The 22,218-nt window shown below is 46.5% G+C and carries 21 protein-coding genes; 18 read left to right on the top strand and 3 right to left on the bottom strand.

The genetic code is table 11. From position 1 onward, the window contains the following. Window positions 1-45 precede the first annotated feature (45 nt). The 9 genes from GN277_RS13325 to GN277_RS13285 all read left to right on the top strand — a co-directional run bounded on the left by GN277_RS13325 (window position 46) and on the right by GN277_RS13285 (window position 8,770). Complete coding sequence (locus GN277_RS13325; RefSeq protein ID WP_244324709.1) at window positions 46-900, top strand: metallophosphoesterase; 855 nt, start codon at window positions 46-48, stop codon at window positions 898-900. 96 nt (window positions 901-996) lie between these two features. Further along, entirely contained in the window at window positions 997-1,746 is a 750-nt protein-coding gene (locus GN277_RS13320; protein WP_159751481.1) for a segregation and condensation protein A, read from the top strand. A 42-nt stretch (window positions 1,747-1,788) separates the two neighbouring features. Further along, on the top strand, window positions 1,789-2,367 hold the full coding sequence (gene scpB / locus GN277_RS13315) for an SMC-Scp complex subunit ScpB (RefSeq protein WP_204162748.1): 579 nt from the start codon (window positions 1,789-1,791) through the stop codon (window positions 2,365-2,367). Between the two features lie 106 nt (window positions 2,368-2,473). Next, window positions 2,474-3,667 carry a D-alanyl-D-alanine carboxypeptidase family protein gene (locus tag GN277_RS13310; protein ID WP_244324708.1) on the top strand — a complete coding sequence of 398 codons (1,194 nt, stop codon included), beginning with the start codon at window positions 2,474-2,476 and terminating at the stop codon, window positions 3,665-3,667. 252 nt (window positions 3,668-3,919) lie between these two features. After that, on the top strand, window positions 3,920-5,098 hold the full coding sequence (gene recA, locus GN277_RS13305; RefSeq protein WP_159751479.1) for a recombinase RecA: 1,179 nt from the start codon (window positions 3,920-3,922) through the stop codon (window positions 5,096-5,098). A gap of 18 nt (window positions 5,099-5,116) precedes the next feature. Then, the gene (locus GN277_RS13300) at window positions 5,117-5,728 is read left to right on the top strand and encodes a regulatory protein RecX (protein WP_159751478.1); all 612 of its coding nucleotides are present in this window, start codon (window positions 5,117-5,119) and stop codon (window positions 5,726-5,728) included. A 140-nt stretch (window positions 5,729-5,868) separates the two neighbouring features. Beyond that, the gene (gene rny, locus GN277_RS13295; protein WP_159751477.1) at window positions 5,869-7,422 is read left to right on the top strand and encodes a ribonuclease Y; all 1,554 of its coding nucleotides are present in this window, start codon (window positions 5,869-5,871) and stop codon (window positions 7,420-7,422) included. 142 nt (window positions 7,423-7,564) lie between these two features. After that, the gene (locus tag GN277_RS13290; RefSeq protein ID WP_159751476.1) at window positions 7,565-8,104 is read left to right on the top strand and encodes an NUDIX domain-containing protein; all 540 of its coding nucleotides are present in this window, start codon (window positions 7,565-7,567) and stop codon (window positions 8,102-8,104) included. Between the two features lie 123 nt (window positions 8,105-8,227). Beyond that, window positions 8,228-8,770, top strand: coding sequence for a stage II sporulation protein M (locus GN277_RS13285; protein ID WP_244324707.1), 543 nt, complete (start codon window positions 8,228-8,230; stop codon window positions 8,768-8,770). 23 nt (window positions 8,771-8,793) lie between these two features. Here GN277_RS13285 and GN277_RS13280 read toward each other — a convergent pair whose 3' ends face one another. Together GN277_RS13280 and GN277_RS13275 are read right to left on the bottom strand one after the other, a co-directional pair. Further along, window positions 8,794-9,525 (bottom strand): anthrax toxin lethal factor-related metalloendopeptidase, encoded by a 732-nt coding sequence (locus GN277_RS13280; RefSeq protein ID WP_159751475.1) that lies wholly within the window; start codon window positions 9,523-9,525, stop codon window positions 8,794-8,796. Between the two features lie 176 nt (window positions 9,526-9,701). Next, the gene (locus GN277_RS13275) at window positions 9,702-11,027 is read right to left on the bottom strand and encodes a polysaccharide biosynthesis protein (RefSeq protein WP_159751474.1); all 1,326 of its coding nucleotides are present in this window, start codon (window positions 11,025-11,027) and stop codon (window positions 9,702-9,704) included. A gap of 149 nt (window positions 11,028-11,176) precedes the next feature. Between GN277_RS13275 and GN277_RS13270 the strand changes: the two genes are divergently transcribed. From GN277_RS13270 to GN277_RS13250, 5 genes are all read left to right on the top strand, one after another. Then, complete coding sequence (locus GN277_RS13270) at window positions 11,177-11,635, top strand: RrF2 family transcriptional regulator (RefSeq protein ID WP_159751473.1); 459 nt, start codon at window positions 11,177-11,179, stop codon at window positions 11,633-11,635. A gap of 82 nt (window positions 11,636-11,717) precedes the next feature. Then, on the top strand, window positions 11,718-12,902 hold the full coding sequence (gene nifS, locus GN277_RS13265; RefSeq protein WP_159751472.1) for a cysteine desulfurase NifS: 1,185 nt from the start codon (window positions 11,718-11,720) through the stop codon (window positions 12,900-12,902). A 31-nt stretch (window positions 12,903-12,933) separates the two neighbouring features. After that, window positions 12,934-13,377 carry a Fe-S cluster assembly scaffold protein NifU gene (gene nifU / locus GN277_RS13260; RefSeq protein WP_159751471.1) on the top strand — a complete coding sequence of 148 codons (444 nt, stop codon included), beginning with the start codon at window positions 12,934-12,936 and terminating at the stop codon, window positions 13,375-13,377. Then, on the top strand, window positions 13,377-14,480 hold the full coding sequence (mnmA, locus tag GN277_RS13255; protein WP_159756747.1) for a tRNA 2-thiouridine(34) synthase MnmA: 1,104 nt from the start codon (window positions 13,377-13,379) through the stop codon (window positions 14,478-14,480). The genes nifU and mnmA overlap by 1 nt, the downstream gene beginning before the upstream one ends. Before the next feature lie 21 nt (window positions 14,481-14,501). After that, window positions 14,502-15,302, top strand: coding sequence for a histidinol-phosphatase HisJ family protein (locus tag GN277_RS13250; RefSeq protein WP_159751470.1), 801 nt, complete (start codon window positions 14,502-14,504; stop codon window positions 15,300-15,302). Between the two features lie 73 nt (window positions 15,303-15,375). Here GN277_RS13250 and GN277_RS13245 read toward each other — a convergent pair whose 3' ends face one another. Beyond that, entirely contained in the window at window positions 15,376-16,386 is a 1,011-nt protein-coding gene (locus tag GN277_RS13245; protein ID WP_159751469.1) for a M42 family metallopeptidase, read from the bottom strand. A 148-nt stretch (window positions 16,387-16,534) separates the two neighbouring features. On the opposite strand from GN277_RS13245, the gene GN277_RS13240 reads away from it, so the two are divergent. From GN277_RS13240 to GN277_RS13225, 4 genes are all read left to right on the top strand, one after another. Beyond that, complete coding sequence (locus GN277_RS13240; protein WP_159751468.1) at window positions 16,535-17,398, top strand: MurR/RpiR family transcriptional regulator; 864 nt, start codon at window positions 16,535-16,537, stop codon at window positions 17,396-17,398. A gap of 345 nt (window positions 17,399-17,743) precedes the next feature. Then, window positions 17,744-19,258 carry an arabinosylfuranosidase ArfA gene (arfA, locus tag GN277_RS13235; protein WP_159751467.1) on the top strand — a complete coding sequence of 505 codons (1,515 nt, stop codon included), beginning with the start codon at window positions 17,744-17,746 and terminating at the stop codon, window positions 19,256-19,258. Between the two features lie 33 nt (window positions 19,259-19,291). Further along, window positions 19,292-20,470, top strand: coding sequence for an iron-containing alcohol dehydrogenase (locus tag GN277_RS13230; protein ID WP_159751466.1), 1,179 nt, complete (start codon window positions 19,292-19,294; stop codon window positions 20,468-20,470). 23 nt (window positions 20,471-20,493) lie between these two features. Continuing rightward, window positions 20,494-22,089 carry an AAA family ATPase gene (locus GN277_RS13225; RefSeq protein WP_159751465.1) on the top strand — a complete coding sequence of 532 codons (1,596 nt, stop codon included), beginning with the start codon at window positions 20,494-20,496 and terminating at the stop codon, window positions 22,087-22,089. Window positions 22,090-22,218: the final 129 nt, after the last annotated feature.

Genomic DNA, 22,218 nt, shown 5'->3' with positions numbered 1-22,218 from the left:
AGGAATAATTATATAATTATCCAAGATGAAAAGGAGAGAAGAATATTGAGAATATTGATAAAGATAATAGGAGTGTTCATGGTTCTGGCGGTGGGAGAGCTGGCGCGTGAGCTGCGCTGCTTCCATGTGACACGCTATAGGATCATATCCCAAAAGCTTTCCAATCTTAAGAAGCCAAAGAAGATTATTTTTCTAAGCGATCTGCACAACTATTGTTACGGAAAAGAGAATGAGCCTCTTTTTCGCGCCGTTGTCAGGGAGAAGCCGGACTTAATTCTGGTGGGAGGAGATATGCTGCTTCGCAAGGACCATTCCTCCTATGAGCATACGGTGAAATTTTTGTCGCGGCTTCCGGCTGTCTGTCCGGTGTATTATGCCAACGGCAACCACGAGCAGAAGATGAAGGAGCGTCCAAGGAAATATAAGCGTTCCTTTTGGGATTATAAGAGACAGCTTGAGAAGGCGGGGATTCGTTTCCTGGAGAATGAATCCGTGACTCTTTTGTGGGATGAAAACAGAATCCGGATTACAGGTCTTGAGATCCCCCTTCTAGGGTATGAGAGGTGGACGAGGAATCGAATTAGCAAGGCTGACATTGAGGCCAGAATCGGTGAAGCAGGGGAGGCATATGAGATATTGATGGCGCATCATCCGGCCCATATTCCAGCTTACCATGACTGGGGGGCAGATCTTATTCTGTCGGGGCATTACCATGGTGGGGTAATGCGTATTCCGTTTATCGGGGGCGTGGTGGCGCCGGACTTCACCCTGTTTCCCAACTATTCCGGAGGATGTTATGAGATTGGGGATGGGACTGCTGTGGTGAGCAAGGGGCTTGGCGTACATTCTGTCCCAATCCGGCTGTTTAATCCAGCGGAGATTGTGGTGATGGAATTTTAATCTGGAACTTGTGGAAACGGAAATTATCCTGTATAATAGTACGGTTGTAATTTAAGAAGATAATGAGTAATCAGAGGATATATTTAGGAGAGTTCTATGGGGATTCCGGTAAAACTGCAGGTCTTTGAAGGACCGTTGGATTTATTGCTGCATTTAATTGATAAAAATAAGATTGATATCTACGATATTCCGATTGTGGAGATTACAAATCAGTATATGGATTACATCAAGGCCATGGAGAAGGAAGATCTGAACATTATGAGTGAGTTCTTGGTGATGGCGGCGACGCTTTTGGATATCAAGTGCCGGATGCTGCTTCCCAAAGAGGTCAATGAGGAAGGGGAGGAGGAAGACCCGCGCCAGGAGTTGGTTGCTCAGCTATTGGAATATAAGATGTATAAATATATGTCTTATGAGCTGAGAGACAGACAGGTGGAGGGAGAGCAGGTGATGTACAAACTGCCTACCATTCCAGACGAGGTGCGGGAGTACGAGGAGCCAGTGAATCTGGACGAGCTGCTTGGAGAGCTTACCCTTTCCCATCTTCATAAGGTGTTCAGGGAAGTGATGAAAAGGCGGGTGGATAAGATTGACCCTGTTCGGAGTAAGTTTGGAAAGATTGAAAAAGAAGAAGTAACGCTGCCGGATAAACTCCATTATGTAGCGGAATATGCCAAGGGGCATAAAAGATTTTTGTTTCGGGAGCTGCTTGAAAGCCAGGGCTCTAAGATACAGATTGTGGTGACCTTTCTGGCTATCCTACAGTTGATGAAGGAGGGGACCATTGTGATTGAGCAGGAGCATCCTTTTGATGAGATTATGATTCAGTCCAAGGCATTTGCCTAAAAGGGATGACGGGCTTAGGAGTCTAAGAGGTGGAAAGGGATTATGGACGAAGTGGAAATTAGCAGATTAGAGGGAGTTATAGAAGCAGTACTTTTTACCATGGGGAATTCCGTGGAATTGGAGAAGATTGCAGCCGCAATCGGGCATGACAAGGATACGACCCGCAGGATTATACACAGGCTGATGGATAAGTATGAGTCAGAGGACAGGGGAATTCGGGTGATTGAGCTTCAGGACGCGTTTCAGATGTGTACAAAGAAGGAGACTTATGAGTATCTGATTCGCGTGGCAAAGCAGCCGAAAAAGTATGTGCTGACGGATGTTCTTCTTGAGACGCTGTCGATTATTGCATACAAGCAGCCTGTGACCAAGCTGGAGGTTGAGAAGATTCGTGGGGTGAAGTCGGATCATGCCGTCAATAAGCTGGTGGAGTATAATCTGGTGTGTGAGTGCGGAAGGCTTGATGCGCCGGGAAAACCGATTTTGTTTGGGACTACGGAGGAATTTTTAAGGCGTTTCAGCGTCCAGTCTGTGGATGACCTGCCAAGCTTAAACGCCGAGCAGATGGAGAGCTTCAAGGAGGAGGCAGAGGAAGAGGTGCAGCTTAAGCTGGATATCTGATTAAGGCGGCATTGGGAAGACGAGGAGATTTTCAGGAATAGGTGGGAAGATGTTTACATATATTGCAGTAATGTTGTGATATGTGGTGTGGCGGATGAAAAAGAAAATGATAGTATGGAGTCTCGTGATTTGTTTGTTGCTCTCTGGATACGGAAATATTCTGGTGGGGGCAGAGGAACGGGCAAAGGCTCCAACGGAGTTATACGCCCGGTCAGCAGTCTTGATGGATGCTGACAGTGGGCGTGTTTTATTTGGAAAAGAAGAAAATGAGCTTCGGCCTATGGCAAGCACCACCAAGATTATGACCTGTATCCTGGCGCTTGAAAACCAGGAGGAAGGGCAGGTGGTGACGGCTTCGGCTTATGCGGCGGGAAGGCCCAAGGTCAAGCTTGGCGTCAAAGACCAGGAGCAGTTCTATCTTAAGGATCTTTTGTATTCACTGATGCTGGAATCCCACAATGACAGCGCTGTGGTGATTGCGGAGGGCATTTCAGGTACGGTGGAGGAATTTGCGAAGCTGATGAACCAGAAGGCAGAGGAGCTTGGATGTCACGATACCCATTTTGTGACCCCAAACGGGCTGGACGACAGCGACGAGGACGGGATACACTCCACCACGGCAAGAGATTTGGCGACGATTATGCGCTACTGTATTATGCAGTCCCCCAAAAGGGAGGAATTTCTTGAGATTACACGGACAAAGAATTACCAGTTCAGCGATGTGGAAGGGAGCCGCCGCTTTTCCTGTGTCAACCACAATGCGTTCCTGGATATGATGGAGGGGGCGCTGACTGGAAAGACCGGCTTTACTTCGGATGCAGGCTACTGCTATGTGGGGGCGTTAGAACGGGACGGAAGGACCTTTATTGTGGCTCTTTTGGCATGCGGCTGGCCAAATAATAAGAGCTATAAATGGAAGGATACCCGCAAATTGATGGAGTATGGGATTGCCAACTACCAGTACAGGGATGTGTGGGAGGACGTAGCTTTGCCAGAGGTGAAGGTAAAAAATGGCGTGGAGGAGAAAATGCCATATGAGACAGAGCTTTTGGTTCCGGTCCAAGTGGAGGGCAAGGATGAGATTTCTCTGCTTCTTCGGGCAGACGAGGGAGTTCAGGTAAAGACCGAGTTGAAGGATTCCTTAAGGGCGCCTGTGCATGAGGGGGACGTGGTGGGAAGCGTCAGGTATTTCCTTGAAGGGGAGGAGATTGCTTCTTATCAGGTGGTAACCAAAAAGGATGTGAGGGAGAGAGATATGAACTGGGCCCTTCTTTGGATTACGAAGCTGGCGCTGCTTTAACCTGGAAATACAAGATTTGGAAGCCTGTGGTTGACAAAAAGAGAGAAAGTATGGTATTTTAAAAACAGTCAGAGACGTTAGAGTGGTCTGATGAATTTATGTTTTTCTGAACAGTTTCTAAAATGTACGTCTGAATAAGTCCAAAGTTTTTCCTGTATTTTCCTGAATTGGGTGTTGACATTTTGTAACAAGTATACTAGTATATTATTTAGAAAACGAACATTCGTTCGTAGAGCAGAAGGAGATTGTAAGATGGCAAATGAAGATAAGAAAAAGGCATTGGATGCTGCGATAGCGAAGCTTGAGAAGGATTTTGGAAAAGGTACGGTTATGAAGCTTGGTGATCCCAAGGCACAGGTAACGGTGGAGACCATTCCTACAGGCTCCTTAAGTCTTGACCTGGCATTAGGGCTTGGCGGAGTTCCCCGCGGAAGGATTGTGGAGGTATATGGACCGGAATCCAGCGGTAAGACCACGGTTGCGCTACATATGATTGCAGAGGTGCAAAAAAGGGGAGGAATTGCCGGATTTATTGACGCAGAGCATGCGCTGGATCCGGTTTATGCCAAGAATATCGGCGTTGACATTGACGAACTGTATATCTCACAGCCGGACAGCGGTGACCAGGCTCTTGAGATTACGGAGACCATGGTGCGCTCTGGAGCCATGGATATTATCGTTGTGGATTCTGTTGCGGCGCTGGTGCCCAAGCAGGAGATTGAAGGGGATATGGGAGACAGCCATGTGGGGCTTCAGGCGAGGTTGATGTCCCAGGCTCTCCGCAAGCTGACGCCTGTAATCAGTAAGTCCAACTGTGTCGTAATCTTTATTAACCAGCTCCGTGAGAAGGTGGGCGTCATGTTCGGGAATCCGGAGACTACGACGGGAGGACGCGCTCTTAAGTTCTACGCGTCCATACGTATGGATGTCAGAAGGATTGAGACCCTTAAGCAGAGCGGAGACATGGTGGGGAACCGAACCCGTGTGAAGGTGGTGAAGAATAAGATTGCGCCGCCGTTTAAGGAGGCGGAGTTTGACATCATGTTCGGGAAGGGGATTTCCAAGGAAGGTGATATCCTGGATTTAGCCGTGGATTTAAAGCTGGTAAGCAAGAGCGGCGCCTGGTTTGCCTACAATGGAGACAAGATCGGGCAGGGACGAGAGAATGCTAAGACCTATCTGAAGGAGCATCCGGAGGTGATGGAGGAGCTGGAAGCGAAGATACGCAGCCACTATCAGATCGGGGAGGATGCGCCGCTGGAGGACAAGAATGTGAAGCCTATGTTAAAGGACGGCGGCAAGAAGGGCGGCAAGAAGGCGTCTGGGAAGGCCAAGGAGCCGGAGAAGGCAGAAGAAGCGTCAGAGGAGCCTGAGGCAGACGTCAATAACATGTCAAAGGAGTCGGATACAGAGGATGATGATTTAGTTTAGGAAGTATGTGGAACAGATATGACGGTAACGAAGATTGAGCCTGTGACGAAGACCAGGTTCCAGGTATATGTGGACGAGCAGCCCTCATTTGTTTTGTATAAGGGAGAGCTGTCCAGATATCATATAGAGGCAGAGAGGGAACTGGCAGAAGAGGTTTATCAGGAGATTCTTCAGAAGGTGGTTCTAAAAAGGGCTAAGGCCAGAGCTTTGCATCTGTTAAATGACATGGGGCGCACAGAGGCCCAGCTTCGCGGGAAGCTTTTGCAGGGAGGATATCCTGAGAGCGTCGCAAAGGAAGCGCTAGCTTACGTGAAGTCCTTTGGCTATCTGAATGATGTGGAATATGCCCGCAGCTTTATAGAAGGGCGTAAGAACAGGAAGAGTCGAAAAGAGCTCTATGCCGCCCTGTGCCAAAAGGGGATTGCCAGAGAAGATGTAAATCAGGCTTTGGAGGAATACTATGACGGGGAGGCTTCTAAGGCTGCCATTGAGAGTCTTCTGCGTAAGAAGAAGTTCAATTCAGATACGGCGGACTACACCCAGAAGCAAAAGATAGCCGGCTACTTGATGCGCAAGGGGTTTAAGTATGACGAGATTCGTCAGGTGATGGAGATTCATGAACCTTACTGATACATGTTTTGATTGAACAGTAACTGACATATATGCAGATGTTCAAATGTTATGGGCGGAATGCTTGACATCTTCGTCAAAACAGTATAGAATTTAAGTGTTGTAGTTGTACAATGAAAACTGAATAAGGAGGTGCTCCTGTGCCGAATGGAATATGGATTGCTGTAGGAGTTGTGCTGATCGCGGCAGCGGCAGTCATCAGTCATTTCCTGACAGTTTCCAATCTTAAGAAGAATGCAGATTCTAAGATTGGGAATGCGGAGACGAAAGCCAGGGAGATTATTGATGATGCAGTAAAGACGGCTGAGGCAAAGAAGAAGGAGTCTCTCTTGGAGATTAAAGAAGAGTCTATCAGGAACAAGAATGAACTTGAAAAAGAGACTAAGGAACGCAGGAATGAGTTACAACGCTATGAGAAGCGCGTTCTTTCCAAGGAAGAGGCTTTAGATAAGAAAGCAGACGCCATTGAGAAGCGTGAGGCAGGATTTACAGCAAAGGAAGAACAGCTAAGACAGCGCGAAGCGAAAGTGGAAGAGCTGGGCAGCCAGAGAGTACAGGAACTAGAAAGAATCTCAGGACTTACCTCCGAACAAGCAAAAGAATATTTGTTAAAAACTGTTGAAGACGATGTAAAACATGACACCGCTAAGATGATTAAGGAATTAGAGGCGCAGGCGAAGGAAGAAGCAGACAAGAAGGCAAAGGAATATGTCGTGACTGCAATCCAGAGATGTGCGGCAGATCATGTTGCGGAGACTACGATTTCGGTCGTGCAGCTTCCAAGCGATGAGATGAAGGGAAGGATTATTGGGCGTGAGGGGCGCAATATCCGTACATTGGAGACGATGACGGGTGTTGAGCTGATCATTGACGATACACCGGAGGCGGTTGTATTGTCCGGTTTTGATCCAATCCGCAGAGAGGTCGCGAGGATTGCGCTGGAGAAATTGATTGTTGACGGACGAATTCATCCGGCAAGAATTGAGGAGATGGTTGAAAAAGCGCAGAAAGAAGTAGATGCCATGATTCGAGAAGAAGGAGAGGCGGCGGCCCTGGAAGTGGGAGTTCATGGAATCCATCCGGAACTAATCCGATTACTTGGCCGTATGAAGTTTAGAACCAGTTATGGACAGAATGCATTGAAGCATTCGATTGAAGTTTCACAACTGGCTGGGCTTTTGGCTGGCGAGATTGGACTGGATGTCAGAATCGCCAAGCGTGCCGGACTTTTACACGATGTGGGCAAATCTATCGATCATGATGTGGAGGGCTCACATATCCAGATTGGTGTGGATCTTTGCAGAAAGTACAAAGAATCCGCAACGGTTATCAATGCAGTTGAGGCGCATCATGGCGACGTAGAACCAGAAAGTCTGGTTGCCTGTGTGGTACAAGCGGCAGATACGATTTCAGCCGCAAGGCCAGGCGCAAGACGAGAGACATTAGAAACATACACAAACAGGTTAAAACAATTAGAAGATATCACCAACCAGTTCAAGGGGGTTGATAAATCTTTTGCGATTCAAGCAGGTAGAGAGATTCGAGTTATGGTAGTTCCAGAGCAGGTATCTGATGCAGACATGGTATTAATGGCAAGGGATATTGCGAAGCAGATTGAGTATGAGTTAGAATATCCCGGACAGATTAAGGTGAATGTGATTCGTGAATCACGGGTTACAAGCTATGCTAAGTAAGGTTTTGCAGGAAAGATTGATATGAAAACTAAGGAAAGTCTTGAATTGAAAGAGTTTAGGGCTTTCCTTATTTTTATATTTAGGCGTGTATTCAGATGTAATAAAGGTGCAGCAATTTTCGATAAAGGGATGGTAATAAAGCATGAGTGATGAAATTAAACGGACAGGAAGAAAGTTAATCTATAAGGGGGCTATTCTCAGTGTATACAAGGACTATATAGAGTTTCCAAACGGAGGTACGGCAGAATGGGATTTTATTCAGCATGACGGTGCGGCGGCAGTTGTGCCTGTGATGGAGGACGGAAGGATTCTGATGGTACAGCAGTATCGGAACGCACTTGACAGAAAGACCCTTGAGATTCCGGCGGGAAAGCTGGATACACCGGATGAATCGGGGCTTGAGTGTTCAAGAAGGGAGTTGGAGGAAGAAACAGGGTATCGCTCTGAGAAGCTGGAATGGCTGCTTACGCTTAGGACAACGGTTGCCTTCTGTAATGAGAAGATTGAGATTTATGTGGCAAAAGATTTGATCCCTGCGTCCCAGAAGCTGGATGAAGGGGAGTATGTGGAGGTAAAGGCGTATACCATAGATGAATTAAAGGAGATGATCTTCACAGGAAAGATTGAGGATTCCAAGACCATCGCGGCGCTTCTGGCGTACGAGTCGAAGTATCTCAAGTAGTTAAAGATGTCCTAACAGATACACAAGAATGAACGAGACAGAAAAATAAAAGGATATAAATAAAAGAATATAATAGGATACCCGGCATATAATGAAGTATCTTGAACAGAGGGAGGAGCTTTTGTGAGGATACAGGAAAACAAGAAGTTTTTAATCGTGTTTTGTATGCTGGGTTTTTTGATTGGGATTGTCTATGGGAATGTGATGTCCAAGGATTATATTGCCAGCATGGGGATTTTCAATGAATTCTTTCTGACCCAGTACAGTCAGGCGGAGATTGACGTGATGGAATACATGTGGTATGTCATCAGAGTGAGAGTCGTTCCCCTTGTGCTGGTGGCCGCCCTGGGCTGTACCAGACTCCGCAAAGCCGTTGCAGGGACTTTCCTGGCATGGACAGGCTTTTGCGGAGGGATGCTCATGACGTCGGCGGTTTTGAAAATGGGTGTCAAGGGAGTCATTCTCTGCCTGATTGCGCTGACACCCCATTTCGTGTTCTATGGGGCAGGTTATATCGTGCTTTTGTGGTATATCTTTACCTATCCAGAGTCCAAGTGGAACCTGTCCAAGACGGTCAGCATGATTCTGTTTGTCTCTCTAGGGATTCTGCTGGAATGTTATGTGAATCCCATCATCATGGAGTTGTTTATAAAGACCCTCTCATAAATCGAAAGGGCGCAGGTTTTATTCTATGCAAAGATACTGCTGTACTCATACCAGGTTCTGTGTATACGGAAATAGCAATACAGAGAATGGATAAATTGGTATAGCTGGGGGCTTACGGATTGGAGCTTGGCGGGATTAACAATGTAATACCAGAAGCCTTCTGCGAAGAATTCCATCTCGTCTCTTACACAGTCCGTTCCGTATGCCCGAATAAAAGCGGCGCTCTCTTCATTGTAGATTCCTGTAAATATTTCCGTATTAGACGCTAAACCAAGATAGATATCGAACCAATGGCCTACTTCATGAATGGGAGATTCCCGTACCGCATCCATTCTGTCCTCAATCAGAATCCGGCTCTCATCATAGTTGGTGGTAGCCATAACCATATCAAACTGTCCGGGATAATAGGTCTGTCCAATGTCTAGGTCAGTCACATAGACAGACCATCCGTCCTTCACAAACGCATCCTGAAGATATGAGGGAATAACGGATAACTGCTGATTCACAATTTCTACATAGCTGTCGTCCACATACCCGTCTTTTTGGCATTGGATCTGAGACAGAGAAGCTTCGCTAAAATCTTTGCCGGAAAATGCAGCATCTAACTTCCATGGCTCTAGTTTTGCCGCCATAGGTCTTGCCGCCATGGCATCCTTTTGCTGTTTAATCCCCAAAAAAACAAAAATACAAAGAACAAGGACAATCAGAAGAAGCAGATAGACAAGCCCGTTCTTTTTTTTCTTACGTGTACTCATATATGTTATAAACCTCCTGTCTTACACCGTAAATATTTTTATACTGCTCTAAAAGTTATACCGAAAGGGCACACCGTTATGTATGCCCTTTCGTATCTATAATTTTAAAGGATTGTGTCCGTAATGTCTATGAATTCAGAGTATTTTTCACAGATATTTCACTCATTGGTTATGATTTATGCAGTTTTGCGCAGATAATACTTAAGATATGCAAGACAGAAAAGGAAAATACAGACCTGGCTTGCTAACAGTCCCCACAGATATCCCTCGATTCCGAACAAGGGAATCATAAGGAAGACGCTGACGATTCGGATTCCAAGGCTTGAGAAGTTGATACAAAAGGAAAGGGTCGTCTTTCCGATTCCGTTAATCATGCTAATCAGAGTGTTATTCGTATACAGAAAGGGACACATCCAGGCAAGGGTAATGATGTAGTCTCCCGCCATAGGACTGTGGAACAGGATGGCTCCTATCCATTTTCCGAAGCTTAACAGGCTCACACAGCAAATGCTGCCGAGAAAGATACAGGAATAAGTCACCTTCTGAATCAGCGCGGATAACTCCTTTCTGTGGTTGAGGGCCTGGATTTCTGCCACGGTGGGAAGAAGCATGGTTGACACAGAATTTGTGATGGCAGAGGGAAACAGGATACAGGGCAGGGCCATACCTGTAAGTACCCCATAAGTGCTTAAGGATTCCGAAAGGGACATCCCATAGTGCTGCAAGCGGACAGGGATGGACACGGCCTCGATACTCTGTAAGAGGTTTAACAGCACTCGGCTTGCGGTCAGCGGTACAGAGAGGGATAGCAGTTCACGGCTGTGCTTCAAACATCCGCGGAAATGGAAACGGGACAGGGAAGCCAGGACATTTTTGCCAAACAAAGCGTGCAGGCAGAAGATGGAGGAGAAGATTTCTCCTGCAATCATGCCGGCAACTGCGATGGATACGCCGAAATGGATTCCTGAACGAATTCCATACAGGTACAGCAGGTAGACGCTTAAAATCCTTGCCGTCTGCTCTACAAATTGGGAGATAGCAGGAATACCGGTTTGCTTCAGACCGAAATAATACCCGCAGATGCAGCTATGCACCGATGCAAATGGAAATGCATAGGAGAGGATAATCAGCAGGTCGGCGCACCGCGGCTCGTGCAGAAATACTTCAGAAATAGGCATAGCGTATCTTTGCAGAACGAGGGTGACAAGGATAGAGGCTGTGACCGTAAGAAAGAGGCTGGTATAGAGAAGCTCGCGGGCCTCCTTTTGCTTTCCATGGGTCATGCGGGCAGCGATACAGCGGGAGAGAGCAAGCTCAATGCCGACGCAAGTGAGAGAAAAGCACAGTGCGTAGATTGGAAATACAAGCTGATAGAGGCCGACTCCTTCCTCACCGAAGGTATGGCTTAAGAAGATACGATAAAAAAATCCCATAAACCGAGTGGCAAACCCAGTCATTGTTAAGATAAAGGTGCCCTTGAGAATCGTATGTTTTCGTGACATAATAACTCCTGACGCCGGAGGATACCGGCATTGCTGCTGTTTATTAAAACATATTCCGTATTAGGACTTGACAGAACAAAAAAGCGGTGTTATCCTACATATGGAAAATATCCTAGCAATTAACTAGGAATTAAAAAGAAGGTGAGTAAGTGAAGCTTTCTACGAAAGGAAGATACGGGCTTCGTGCGATGATTGATTTGGCCAGGTACAGTGAGGACGAGCCGGTTTCCATCAGTTCGATAGCAGCGCGCCAGGATATCTCGGAGCGTTATCTTGAGCAGTTGGTGGGCCTTCTTAAGAAGGCTGGTCTGGTGCGCAGCATCCGCGGCGCCACAGGCGGGTATGTACTGGCAAGGAATGTCAGGGAGATTTCCGTAGGAGACGTGCTTCGTGCATTGGAGGGTAGTCTTGAGCCGGTAAAGTGCGCGGCGTTTTATTCCGAGGAGGGATGTATGGCGGCGGAGGGATGTGTGACCAAGTATGTATGGCAGAAGATTAACGAGAGTATTAATGAGACGGTAGACCACATGATGTTAGACGAGTTGGTTTTAGAGAGCCGGACGGTGAATCCCAAAGGAGAGCTTGAGAATCCCAAGTGTAACCGGTAGAGCTATATTATGTCGGACTAAGTCCGTCTCCCCGTGAGGGAATAAATAGACGATAAATTGGAAACGGAGGAAAAGAATATTTATGGAAAAACTGATATATTTAGACAATGCGGCAACAACAAAAACGGCGCCAGAGGTGGTAGAAGCAATGCTTCCATATTTTACAGAGAAGTTTGGCAATCCTTCCAGCGTTTACAGCTTTGCAGCCGGCAATAAGGAGGTAATCAGCGGGCAGAGGGATATTATTGCCGGCGTTCTGGGGGCAAAGAGCAACGAGATTTATTTTACAGCAGGAGGCTCGGAGGCTGACAACTGGGCGCTTAAGGCGGCTGCCGAAGCATATGGAGATAAAGGGAATCATATTATTACGACAAAGATTGAGCATCATGCGATCCTCCATACGGCAGAATATCTGGAAAAGAGAGGATTTGAAGTAACATATCTTGATGTGGATGAAGACGGGAAGGTGAAGCTTGATGACTTGAAAAAAGCCATCCGTCCAACTACAATATTGATTTCTGTCATGTTTGCCAACAATGAGATTGGAACCATTCAGCCCATCAGGGAGATTGGCGAGATTGCCCATGAAAAGGGGATTCTTTTCCATACGGACGCGGTTCAGGCCTTTGGACAGGTGCCGATCCATGTTGATGAATATCATATCGACATGTTAAGCGCCAGCGGCCATAAGCTGAATGGACCAAAGGGAATCGGCTTCTTATATATCCGTAAGGGTGTGAAGATTCGCTCATTTGTCCATGGCGGGGCTCAGGAGAGGAAGCGCAGGGCAGGTACGGAGAATGTTCCGGGAATCGTAGGTCTTGGAGCTGCTGTAAAACGTGCGGCGGCAACCATGGCAGAGCGAGCCGAGAAGGAAAGCAAGCTTCGGGATTACCTGATTGAGCGTGTGATGGAGGAGATTCCTTATTGCCGTCTGAACGGTCATAGAACGGACAGGCTTCCCAATAATGGGAATTTTAGCTTCCAGTTCGTGGAGGGAGAATCTCTTTTAATTATGTTGGATGGAAAAGGAATCTGCGCATCCAGCGGCTCGGCCTGTACCTCCGGCTCCTTAGATCCGTCCCATGTACTCCTTGCCATCGGCCTGCCTCATGAGATTGCCCACGGCTCCCTAAGGCTGACTCTGAGTGAGGAGACGACGAAAGAGGATATGGACTATGTGGTGGACTCCCTTAAGGAGATTGTAGGGAAGCTTAGGAATATGTCGCCTTTATATGAAGATTTTATGAAGAAGGAGCAGAAGTAAATCATAGATAACAAATCAGGAGGAAGATAGAATGTATACAGAAAAAGTAATGGATCATTTCCAGAATCCAAGGAATGTAGGAGAGATAGACAATGCCAGCGGAGTCGGCACTGTAGGTAATGCTAAGTGTGGTGACATCATGAGGATTTACCTGGATATTGACGATGAGCAGGTGATAAAGGATGTGAAGTTTAAGACCTTCGGCTGCGGCGCGGCTGTGGCTACAAGCAGTATGGCCACAGAGCTTGTGAAGGGTAAATCCATCTATGACGCTCTTAAGGTAACCAACAAGGCGGTTATGGAGGCATTAGACGGACTTCCGCCAGTCAAGGTCCACTGCTCCTTGCTTGCAGAGGAGGCAATCCACGCCGCACTGTGGGATTATGCAGAAAAGCATGGAATTAAGATTGAAGGCTTAAAAAAGCCAAAGTCTGATATCCACGAGGACGAGGAGGGAGAGGAAGAAGAATATTGATCGAAAAGAAAAAGGTGGTGGTCGGGATGTCCGGAGGAGTAGATTCCTCCGTGGCAGCCTGGCTTTTGAAGGAACAGGGATATGACGTTATGGGCGTCACCATGCAGATTTGGCAGGATGAGGAAAGAGCCTTAGAGGAAGAACAAGGCGGCTGCTGTGGCTTAAGCGCTGTGGAGGATGCGAGAAGAGTGGCCGCTGCACTTGGGATTCCCTACTATGTCATGAATTTTAAGCAGGAGTTCAGGGAAAATGTGATTGACTATTTCATGGACGAGTATCTGAAAGGAAGAACCCCCAATCCTTGTATTGCATGTAACCGTTTAGTCAAATGGGAGGCCCTCCTTAAGAGAAGTCTTAAGATTGGGGCGGATTATATTGCAACCGGACATTATGCGCGGATAGAACATTTGCCTAATGGGAGGTATGCGCTTCGCACTTCCCAGACTGGTGCGAAGGACCAGACTTATGCACTCTACAGTCTGACTCAGGACCAGCTTGCCCATACGCTGATGCCGGTAGGGGAATATACAAAAGAGGAGATTCGTAAGCTGGCAGGTAAGATCGGGCTTCGAGTAGCTGACAAGCCGGATAGCCAGGATATTTGCTTTGTGCCAGACGGGGATTACGCTGCTTATATTGGGGAAAATGTATCAGACGCTGCCAGGGAGAGGATTTCTCCTGGCAATTTTGTGCTGTCTGACGGTACTGTGGTAGGCCGGCATAAAGGAATCATACATTACACCGTAGGACAGCGCAAGGGCTTGGGACTTTCCTTGGGACATCCGGTATTTGTGCTTAAGATTCGTCCAGAGACGAACGAGGTGGTGGTGGGCAGCCATGAGGAAGCCCTGTCTAAGCAGGTAAGGGCCAACAAGGTGAATTTTATGTCGGTTAATGATCTGATGGAAAAGAAGCGAGTCTGGGCAAAGATACGCTATAATCATAAGGGGGCTTGGTGTACCGCAGAAAAGATTGGAGAAGATGAAATACTCTGTGTGTTCGAGGAACCCCAGCGGGCTGTGACCCCAGGCCAGGCGCTGGTGCTCTATGACGGAGATTATGTGCTTGGAGGCGGTACAATCCTTTCCCCAGACACATTATAGAAGAAATAGGAGGGATGAGAAATGTTATCAGACTGCCATATGCATACAGAATTTTCATTGGATTCTGAGGCCAATCCAGAGGCAATGGTGGAGAGTGCTATCCGAAAGGGGCTGGATGCAGTATGCATCACAGACCACGAGGACAAGGACTACATAAGCCAAGGAAACCAGTGGACCTTTGATGTTGCGCAGTATTTTACTAAGTTAAGAAAAATGCAGGAGAAATACAGGGACAAAATTTCACTTCGTATCGGCGTGGAGATTGGTTTACAGCCCCATCTGGGGGAGTATTATCAGAATTACGTCAGTCAGAAGCCCTTTGATTTTGTAATCGGCTCCGTCCATCTGATTAAGGCTAAGGATCCCTATTACCAGGAATTTTTTGAAGGCCGAAGGGATGGGGATGCATACGAGGAAACATTTGCCGAGACCTATGAGAATATTAAGGCTGTGGAGGATTTTGACGTGTTGGGGCATCTGGATTATGTCACGCGTTACGGAAGGCATCAGGCCGAAGAGTATTCTTATGCCAGATTTGCCGACATAATTGACCAGATTCTTCGGTATCTGATTGAACATGGAAAGGGGATTGAGCTGAATACTGCGGGCCTTAAGTACGGACTTCCCTACGCCCATCCCCATATGGATGTGCTGAAGCGATATCGAGGTATGGGAGGAGAGATTCTTACGGTTGGTTCAGACGCCCATAAGCCTGAGCACGTTGCTTACGATTTTCAGAAGGTGCCGGAGTTATTAGAGAGCTGCGGTTTTCGATATTATACGGAATTTGTGGGACGAAAGCCGGTATTTAAGAAGCTTTAGGATTTTATAAGCGTATCATTTTCAGAATATCGAAAATGATACGCTTATTTCAGCATGTATCAAGCCATATTTTCTACTGTGCGACAAATGCTTTCAACAAATAATAAGTGTTCATCATTCCATCCGTATGAGAGCGCTCGTAATTGTGGGAAGCGTACACGCCAGGCCCAATCAGCCCATGGCGAACGTCATACCCGCTTTTTAGCGCGGCGTCGGCATCTGAGGAATAACGAGGATAGATGTCAACAGCATAGTCAAGCTCATGCTCCTTGGCAAGCTCAATCAGCCTGGTGGTAAGCGCATAATCATAAGGTCCGAAGGAATCCTTTGCGCAGATGGAAACCATACGCTCCGTACATTCAAGGTCATCACCAACACATCCCATATCTACGGAAATAACGTCTTTGGTGTCAGACGGAAGACAGGAGGCGCCGTGCCCCACTTCCTCATAAACCGTGAACATAAGGGTCACCTTGCGGCTTAAGGTAATCTCACCTGTCTGTACGGCCTTTGCAAGCCCCAGAAGGATGGCGGCAGAGAGCTTATCGTCTAAGAACCGGCTCTTGATATACCCGCTCTCTGTCACGACTGTACGGGGCTCCATGGCAATAAAGTCCCCATTGCAGATGCCAAGTTGTTTCACTTCTTTGTCAGAGCAGACATTTTCATCCAGTAAAATCTCCATGTTGCCTTCAAGCTTTTCCTGCTTTTTATCTGCTACATGTGCCGAAGGCTCAGTGTTTAAGACCACTCCTGTGTAGGTGCGGCCGTCGCGGGTATGTACCGTACAGTTTTCGCCATCACAGGTGTCCCATTGGTGTCCGCCGATGGTGGTAGGCTTAAGACGCCCATTATCCTTAATCGTCCTTACCATAGCGCCCAGCGTGTCCAGATGGGCTGACAATACCAGCGGATCTTGGGACCCGCCCAAGGTTACCGTTACATTTCCCTTGTTAGAACGCTCCGGCTGAAATCCAAGGTCACGCAGCTTTTCCAGTACGTGGTCTGTAATCCGTTGGGTATATCCGGAGGGACTTGGAATGGATGTTAGTTCTGATAATTGCTCTAAAATATAGTCTTTCATGGTAAAATCCCCCTTTATAAATTTAAAAATAAGAAATATAGTATTTACTATATTAATCGTTTTTTGTGAAATATGCAAGACCTGTTGCGAAAAAATTCAAAAAATAGTATAATTTTCTTATCATGAGAAAGAGCAGGATAAAGGTCGAATGAAAACAGATATCATTATGCGGATTGAGAGGCAGTATCTGTCTATGACTAAGAAGCAGAGACAGATTGCCGATTACATGAAAAAAAATATTGACACAATGGCTTTCATTACCTTGAAGGATATGAGTAAGGAACTGGGAATCACAGAGATTACAATCCTGAATACCTGTAAGGCGCTGGGGTATAACAGCTTTAATGAGGTGAAGTATGAGGTGCGGAAGTACATTAATGCCAACCGGAGGATGACGATGTACCGCCAGAATGAATGTGGTAACACAGTTCTGCCGGAATATGAGCTGAACGATAAGGAACGTCTTCTAAAAGAAATTTGTATGGAAGAAAGAGAGCTTATGGACGAATATGCAAGGAATTTTAATAGCCGGCATATTTTGGAGGCTGCGAGGCTTTTCCTGAAATTTCCCAAAATTATATTATGCGGAAGGGGAATGTCCCATATCCTTTGTCAATGGCTTGCCTCTGCTCTGGCCGGAGTACAGATTTCATCCATGATTACGAATTCTGAGCTGAGCGAAAGTGTCTTTGCGGTTTTGCCTGCCATTAGTGCGGATACGCTGCTTGTGGCGGTTTCGTTTCCGGATTATTATTTTATGACAGGGCAGCTTGCCAGGTATGCGAAGAAGAAGGGAGCAAAGGTTCTAAGTATTACAGACAGTCCTGAGACAGAGGTGGCAAAGTATGGGGATCATCTGCTGACGGTGCGCAGCACCACAAGGATGTTTTTGAATACTGCGTCTGCTCCGATGGCGTTGATTAACCTGCTGGTTTCTGCCATTAAGATTGAAAGCGGTAATGAGGAGAGGAGTATTGGAAAAGAAGTAGACAATTTTTTGTATGATGAATAACTCTCCTCATAAAGTATTGTGTCTATTATAGTGAAATGTTTATTAAATGTTTATTATAAGAATTTTTTTGTGAAATATATCAAATATTGTATTATAAAATATGCAACTTGTACAAAGCTGCATATTTTTTGAATGATTATGCCTGGAAAATATAGTGTTTGCTATAAAATTAACAAAGGAGTATTTTTCATTCCAGTAGGTCTTTAAAGCTTGATGTCGCCTTATGGAAATAATTATGATATACTGATAGTGGGCAGTGTAAAGGGATAGAAAAAGATGGAGGCGATACACAATGCCCAATGGAATTCCTTTAAACTGAGACTTTTTTAGGAGGTATGTTATAAAATGGCAAAACAAGCGAAATTGATCATAGATAAAGAGTATAGAATCGGAGAGGTAGACAAGAGAATCTATGGGTCGTTTATCGAGCATCTTGGACGTGCCGTATATGACGGCATCTACCAGCCAGGTAATTCGATGTCTGATGAAGATGGTTTTCGCAAAGATGTAATTGACATGGTGAAAGAACTGGATGTTCCGATTATCAGATATCCGGGCGGGAATTTTGTCTCTGATTTTGTATGGGAGGACAGCGTTGGCCCTGTGAAGGACAGGCCGAAGAGGCTGGACCTGGCGTGGAGAACCTTAGAGCCCAATAAGATTGGGGTAAATGAGTTCGCAAAATGGCTCAAAAAGGCAAATTCTGAGATGATGATGGCCGTGAATCTGGGAACGAGAGGAATCCCAGATGCATGCAATCTGCTGGAATACTGTAACCATCCAGGGGGAACCAAGTACAGTGATATGCGGATTGCCCATGGAGTGAAGGACCCTCACAACATTAAGGTGTGGTGTCTGGGTAATGAGATGGACGGCCCATGGCAGCTTGGCCACAAGACAATGGAGGAGTATGGCCGGCTGGCGGAGGAAACAGCGAAGGCCATGAAGCTGATTGACCCGTCAATCGAGCTGGTATCCTGCGGGAGCTCGAATCTTGAGATGCCTACATTCGGCAGATGGGAGTCTAAGACGCTGGAATGTACTTATGACCATGTGGATTATGTTTCCCTTCATCAGTACTATGGGAATGAAGCCGATGATACGGCAGATTTCCTTGCAAAATCTGACGATATGGATGAATTCATCCATTCTGTGATTGCAATCTGCGATTACGTGAAGGCGAAAAAGCGGGGTAAGAAGAATATTAATCTAAGCTTTGACGAGTGGAATGTTTGGTTCCATTCCAAAGAGCAGGAATTGGATATTACCCAGAATTCACCATGGCAGTTGGCGCCGGCGCTTTTGGAGGATATTTACACCTTCGAGGATGCCCTTTTGGTAGGCTTGATGCTGATTACGCTGATGAAGCATGCTGACAGGGTGAAGATGGCTTGTCTTGCCCAGTTGGTCAATGTTATTGCGCCGATTATGACCGAGCAGGGCGGAGGCGCGGCATGGAAGCAGACGATCTTCTACCCATTTATGCATGCCTCCAAGTATGGGCGCGGCGTTGTCCTTCGGCCAGTCCTAAAAAGTCCTGTCCACGATACATCCAAGCATGAGAATGTGACGGATGTAGAGAGTATTGTTGTCTATAATGAAGAAAAAGACGAGCTGACTGTATTTGCGGTAAACCGTAATCTAAGCGAGGATATTGAGTTACTCTCAGATGTGAGAGGCTTCGAGGGATATCAGGTGAAGAAGCATATTGTTTTGGAAAATGCTGATTTGAAGCTGTGTAATGGAGCCGGTAAGGAGGCTGTGTGTTCCAAAAGGACAGACCGCTCCAAGCTTGACAAAGGCCGTATGACGAGTATGCTTAATAAGGCTTCCTGGAATGTGATCTGTCTTGGAAAATAGTGGATGGAAAGAGAAAAGGAGTGAAGGTAAGAGATGCATAATTTTGAATATTTTACACCTACAAGAGTGATATTTGGGAAAGAGGCAGAGAAGGAGACCGGAAGACTGGTGAAGGAGCAGAACTGTAAAAAGGTGTTTCTGCATTATGGCGGGAACAGCGCCAAGAAATCCGGACTGTTAGACCGAGTATGCAGGTCGCTGGAGGGGGAAGGAATTGAGTATACGATGCTTGGCGGAGTCATTCCCAATCCCCATCTTTCCCTTGTGAGAGAAGGAATTGAAGTGTGTAAGAAGGAGGGGGTTGATTTTATCCTCGCCGTGGGCGGCGGCAGCGTGATTGATTCAGCGAAGGCAATCGGATACGGGGCTGCTAATGAGGGGGATGTGTGGGATTTTTATGACGAGAAGCGTTCTCCTAAGGCTTGCCTTCCCATTGGAACAATACTGACGATTGCAGCCGCAGGAAGTGAGATGAGCGATTCTTCTGTTATTACCAATGAGGACGGGTGGTTAAAACGTGGGTACAGTAATGACAAGTGCCGCTGTAAATTTGCGATTTTAAATCCAGAGCTTACCTATACATTGCCGGATTATCAGACCCAGTGCGGTTGTGTGGACATTCTGATGCACACTATGGAGAGATATCTGAACCATGGTGAAAATATGGAGATGACGGACGGGATCAGCGAGGCGTTGATGCGGACTGTCATTAAGAACGCGAGAATTCTAAAAAACGAGCCTGAGAATTATGAGGCGCGGGCCGAGGTCATGTGGGCGGGAAGCCTTTCTCATAACGGACTTACCGGCTGCGGAACAGACGGCGGAGACTGGGCCTCTCACCAGATTGAGCATGAACTGGGTGGAATGTTTGATGTGGCCCACGGCGCGGGGCTTGCGGCAGTCTGGGGAAGCTGGGCAAGGTATGTCTACAAGGACAGCATAGAGAGGTTTGTGAAGTTTGCCGAGAATGTTATGGGGATTCCCCACACAGAGAACCAGGAGGAGACTGTTTTGGCAGGGATTGCTGCGATGGAGGATTTCTATCGTTCTGTGAATATGCCTACGTCGCTCAAAGAGCTTGGGATAGAGGTGACGGACGAGCAGATTGGCGAGCTGGCAGAGAAATGTACCTTCTTCGGGAGACGTACGGTGGGGTGCGTGAAGGCTCTGGGAAAGGAAGATATTATAAAGATATATGAGGCTGCGCGGTAGTTTTGTAAGGAGATGTGTACGCTATGGGAATGTACTTGAATCCTGGAAACAGCGGATTTACCGGAATCAGGAATGATATCTATGTTGATAAGAGCGGTTTGATTCATCTGATTAACGATACGATTGAGACTCCAAGACGGTTGACATGTATCAGCAGGCCCCGTCGCTTTGGAAAATCATTTGCAGCTAAAATGCTTTGTGCATATTATGATAAGACCTGTGATTCTTCGGCTTTATTTAAGGACCTGAGGATTGGAACAGATGAGAGTATGAGCGAATCCTACAGGGAGCATTTGAACCGGTATGATGTTATTTATCTCGATATGACAAATGTTTTGGGGAATACAGATTCACGGAATATAGCTGCATTTATAAAGGCGGGTGTTACGGAAGAACTTTTGAGTATGTATCCTGATTTGAAAGAGGGAAATGTTTTTGTTGAAACGCTGATTCGTGCCGTGGAATTGACGGGCAATAAGTTCGTCATGATTATCGACGAATGGGATGCGCCCATAAGAGAAATGCCAAACAACCAGAAAATTTATCTTGAGTTCCTTCGTACATTGTTCAAGGGCAGCGGTACGACAGATCGGATTTTTGCGGCTGTGTATATGACAGGGATTCTTCCCATTAAAAAGGACGGCGCCCAGTCGGCAATTTCGGATTTTAAAGAGTTTACGGTAGTGAAGCCTCGGAAGTTCGGCGGATATGTGGGTTTCACGGAGGAGGAGGTAGAAGGACTCTGCAAGGAGTTTCAGAGTGATTTTGCCATGATGAAACAGTGGTATGATGGATATTCCTTTCGCGGTGTGGGGTCTGTATATAATCCTAATTCTGTGATAGAGGCGATACGTAATGATGATTTTGATTCCTACTGGACGCAGACATCGGCAGCGGAAAATCTGATGGGATATATCAGCCTGGACTTTGACGGACTGTCTGGGATGGTAGCCGAACTAATCGGCGGCGGAGAGGTGAAGGTGGACACGGGAAGGTTTGCCAATGACCTGGTGACATTCCGAAATCGGGATGATGTTCTGACCCTTTTAATTCATCTGGGATATCTGGCTTATGATGAGGAGACGGAGAGAGCACGGATTCCGAACGAGGAGATCCGGATGGAATTTGTAAGGAGTATCAGGGATGTGAAGCGGGATGATACGATTAGGCGGGTTTGGGAGAGCGAGCAGCTCATTTTTGATACGGTTCATGAAAATGCAGAGGCTGTGGCCAGGCAGATTGAGAAGATTCACAGGGAGGAAGCGGCTTTGTATTATAATAGTGAGCAATCCCTTTGCAGCGTAATCAAACGGGCTTATTTTAGTTATGGGGATGAATTTTTGCTATTTGAAGAACTTCCGGCGGGAGATGGGTATGCGGACATTGTGTATCTGCCTAAAAAGCCTTCTTTGATGCCAGCGTTAGTTATTGAACTGAAATGGAATCAGACTGCCAAGGGTGCGATTGGCCAGATTAAGGAGAGGCGGTATCCAGAAGCCATTCGAGAATATGGTGGCGAGATTTTGTTGGTCGGTGTGAATTATAATAAAGATGGGCCGGTGAGGAAGCGAAAGCATACCTGTATAATAGAAAAGTACGATTGTAAGGGCTGTCAATAGGCAGCCCTTTGTGTTACCAGAATGGAAACACGTTGAATCAGGTATGGTGCTTTTATTATGGTTCTGAAAATGCTATACTCTAAGCAGGTTAAGAAGCGGATGTGCTTCGCGGCGTTTGGAGAATTGCCA

Origin of the sequence: Sporofaciens musculi (assembly GCF_009830285.1) — a bacterium.
Lineage (GTDB): Bacteria > Bacillota > Clostridia > Lachnospirales > Lachnospiraceae > Sporofaciens > Sporofaciens musculi.
Note: the sequence above shows the minus strand (reverse complement) of the source record. Positions and strands in the feature narration are given on the sequence as shown.

Excerpts from the sequence above, each read along its gene's own strand:
- GN277_RS13320 (WP_159751481.1), top strand. The coding sequence starts at position 997 with ATGGGGATTCCGGTAAAACTGCAGGTCTTTGAAGGACCGTTGGATTTA.
- scpB (WP_204162748.1), top strand. The coding sequence starts at position 1,789 with ATGGACGAAGTGGAAATTAGCAGATTAGAGGGAGTTATAGAAGCAGTA.
- GN277_RS13310 (WP_244324708.1), top strand. The coding sequence starts at position 2,474 with ATGATAGTATGGAGTCTCGTGATTTGTTTGTTGCTCTCTGGATACGGA.
- recA (WP_159751479.1), top strand. The coding sequence starts at position 3,920 with ATGGCAAATGAAGATAAGAAAAAGGCATTGGATGCTGCGATAGCGAAG.
- GN277_RS13300 (WP_159751478.1), top strand. The coding sequence starts at position 5,117 with ATGACGGTAACGAAGATTGAGCCTGTGACGAAGACCAGGTTCCAGGTA.
- GN277_RS13290 (WP_159751476.1), top strand. The coding sequence starts at position 7,565 with ATGAGTGATGAAATTAAACGGACAGGAAGAAAGTTAATCTATAAGGGG.
- GN277_RS13280 (WP_159751475.1), bottom strand. The coding sequence starts at position 9,525 with ATGAGTACACGTAAGAAAAAAAAGAACGGGCTTGTCTATCTGCTTCTT.
- GN277_RS13275 (WP_159751474.1), bottom strand. The coding sequence starts at position 11,027 with ATGTCACGAAAACATACGATTCTCAAGGGCACCTTTATCTTAACAATG.
- nifS (WP_159751472.1), top strand. The coding sequence starts at position 11,718 with ATGGAAAAACTGATATATTTAGACAATGCGGCAACAACAAAAACGGCG.
- nifU (WP_159751471.1), top strand. The coding sequence starts at position 12,934 with ATGTATACAGAAAAAGTAATGGATCATTTCCAGAATCCAAGGAATGTA.
- GN277_RS13250 (WP_159751470.1), top strand. The coding sequence starts at position 14,502 with ATGTTATCAGACTGCCATATGCATACAGAATTTTCATTGGATTCTGAG.
- GN277_RS13245 (WP_159751469.1), bottom strand. The coding sequence starts at position 16,386 with ATGAAAGACTATATTTTAGAGCAATTATCAGAACTAACATCCATTCCA.
- GN277_RS13240 (WP_159751468.1), top strand. The coding sequence starts at position 16,535 with ATGAAAACAGATATCATTATGCGGATTGAGAGGCAGTATCTGTCTATG.
- arfA (WP_159751467.1), top strand. The coding sequence starts at position 17,744 with ATGGCAAAACAAGCGAAATTGATCATAGATAAAGAGTATAGAATCGGA.
- GN277_RS13230 (WP_159751466.1), top strand. The coding sequence starts at position 19,292 with ATGCATAATTTTGAATATTTTACACCTACAAGAGTGATATTTGGGAAA.
- GN277_RS13225 (WP_159751465.1), top strand. The coding sequence starts at position 20,494 with ATGGGAATGTACTTGAATCCTGGAAACAGCGGATTTACCGGAATCAGG.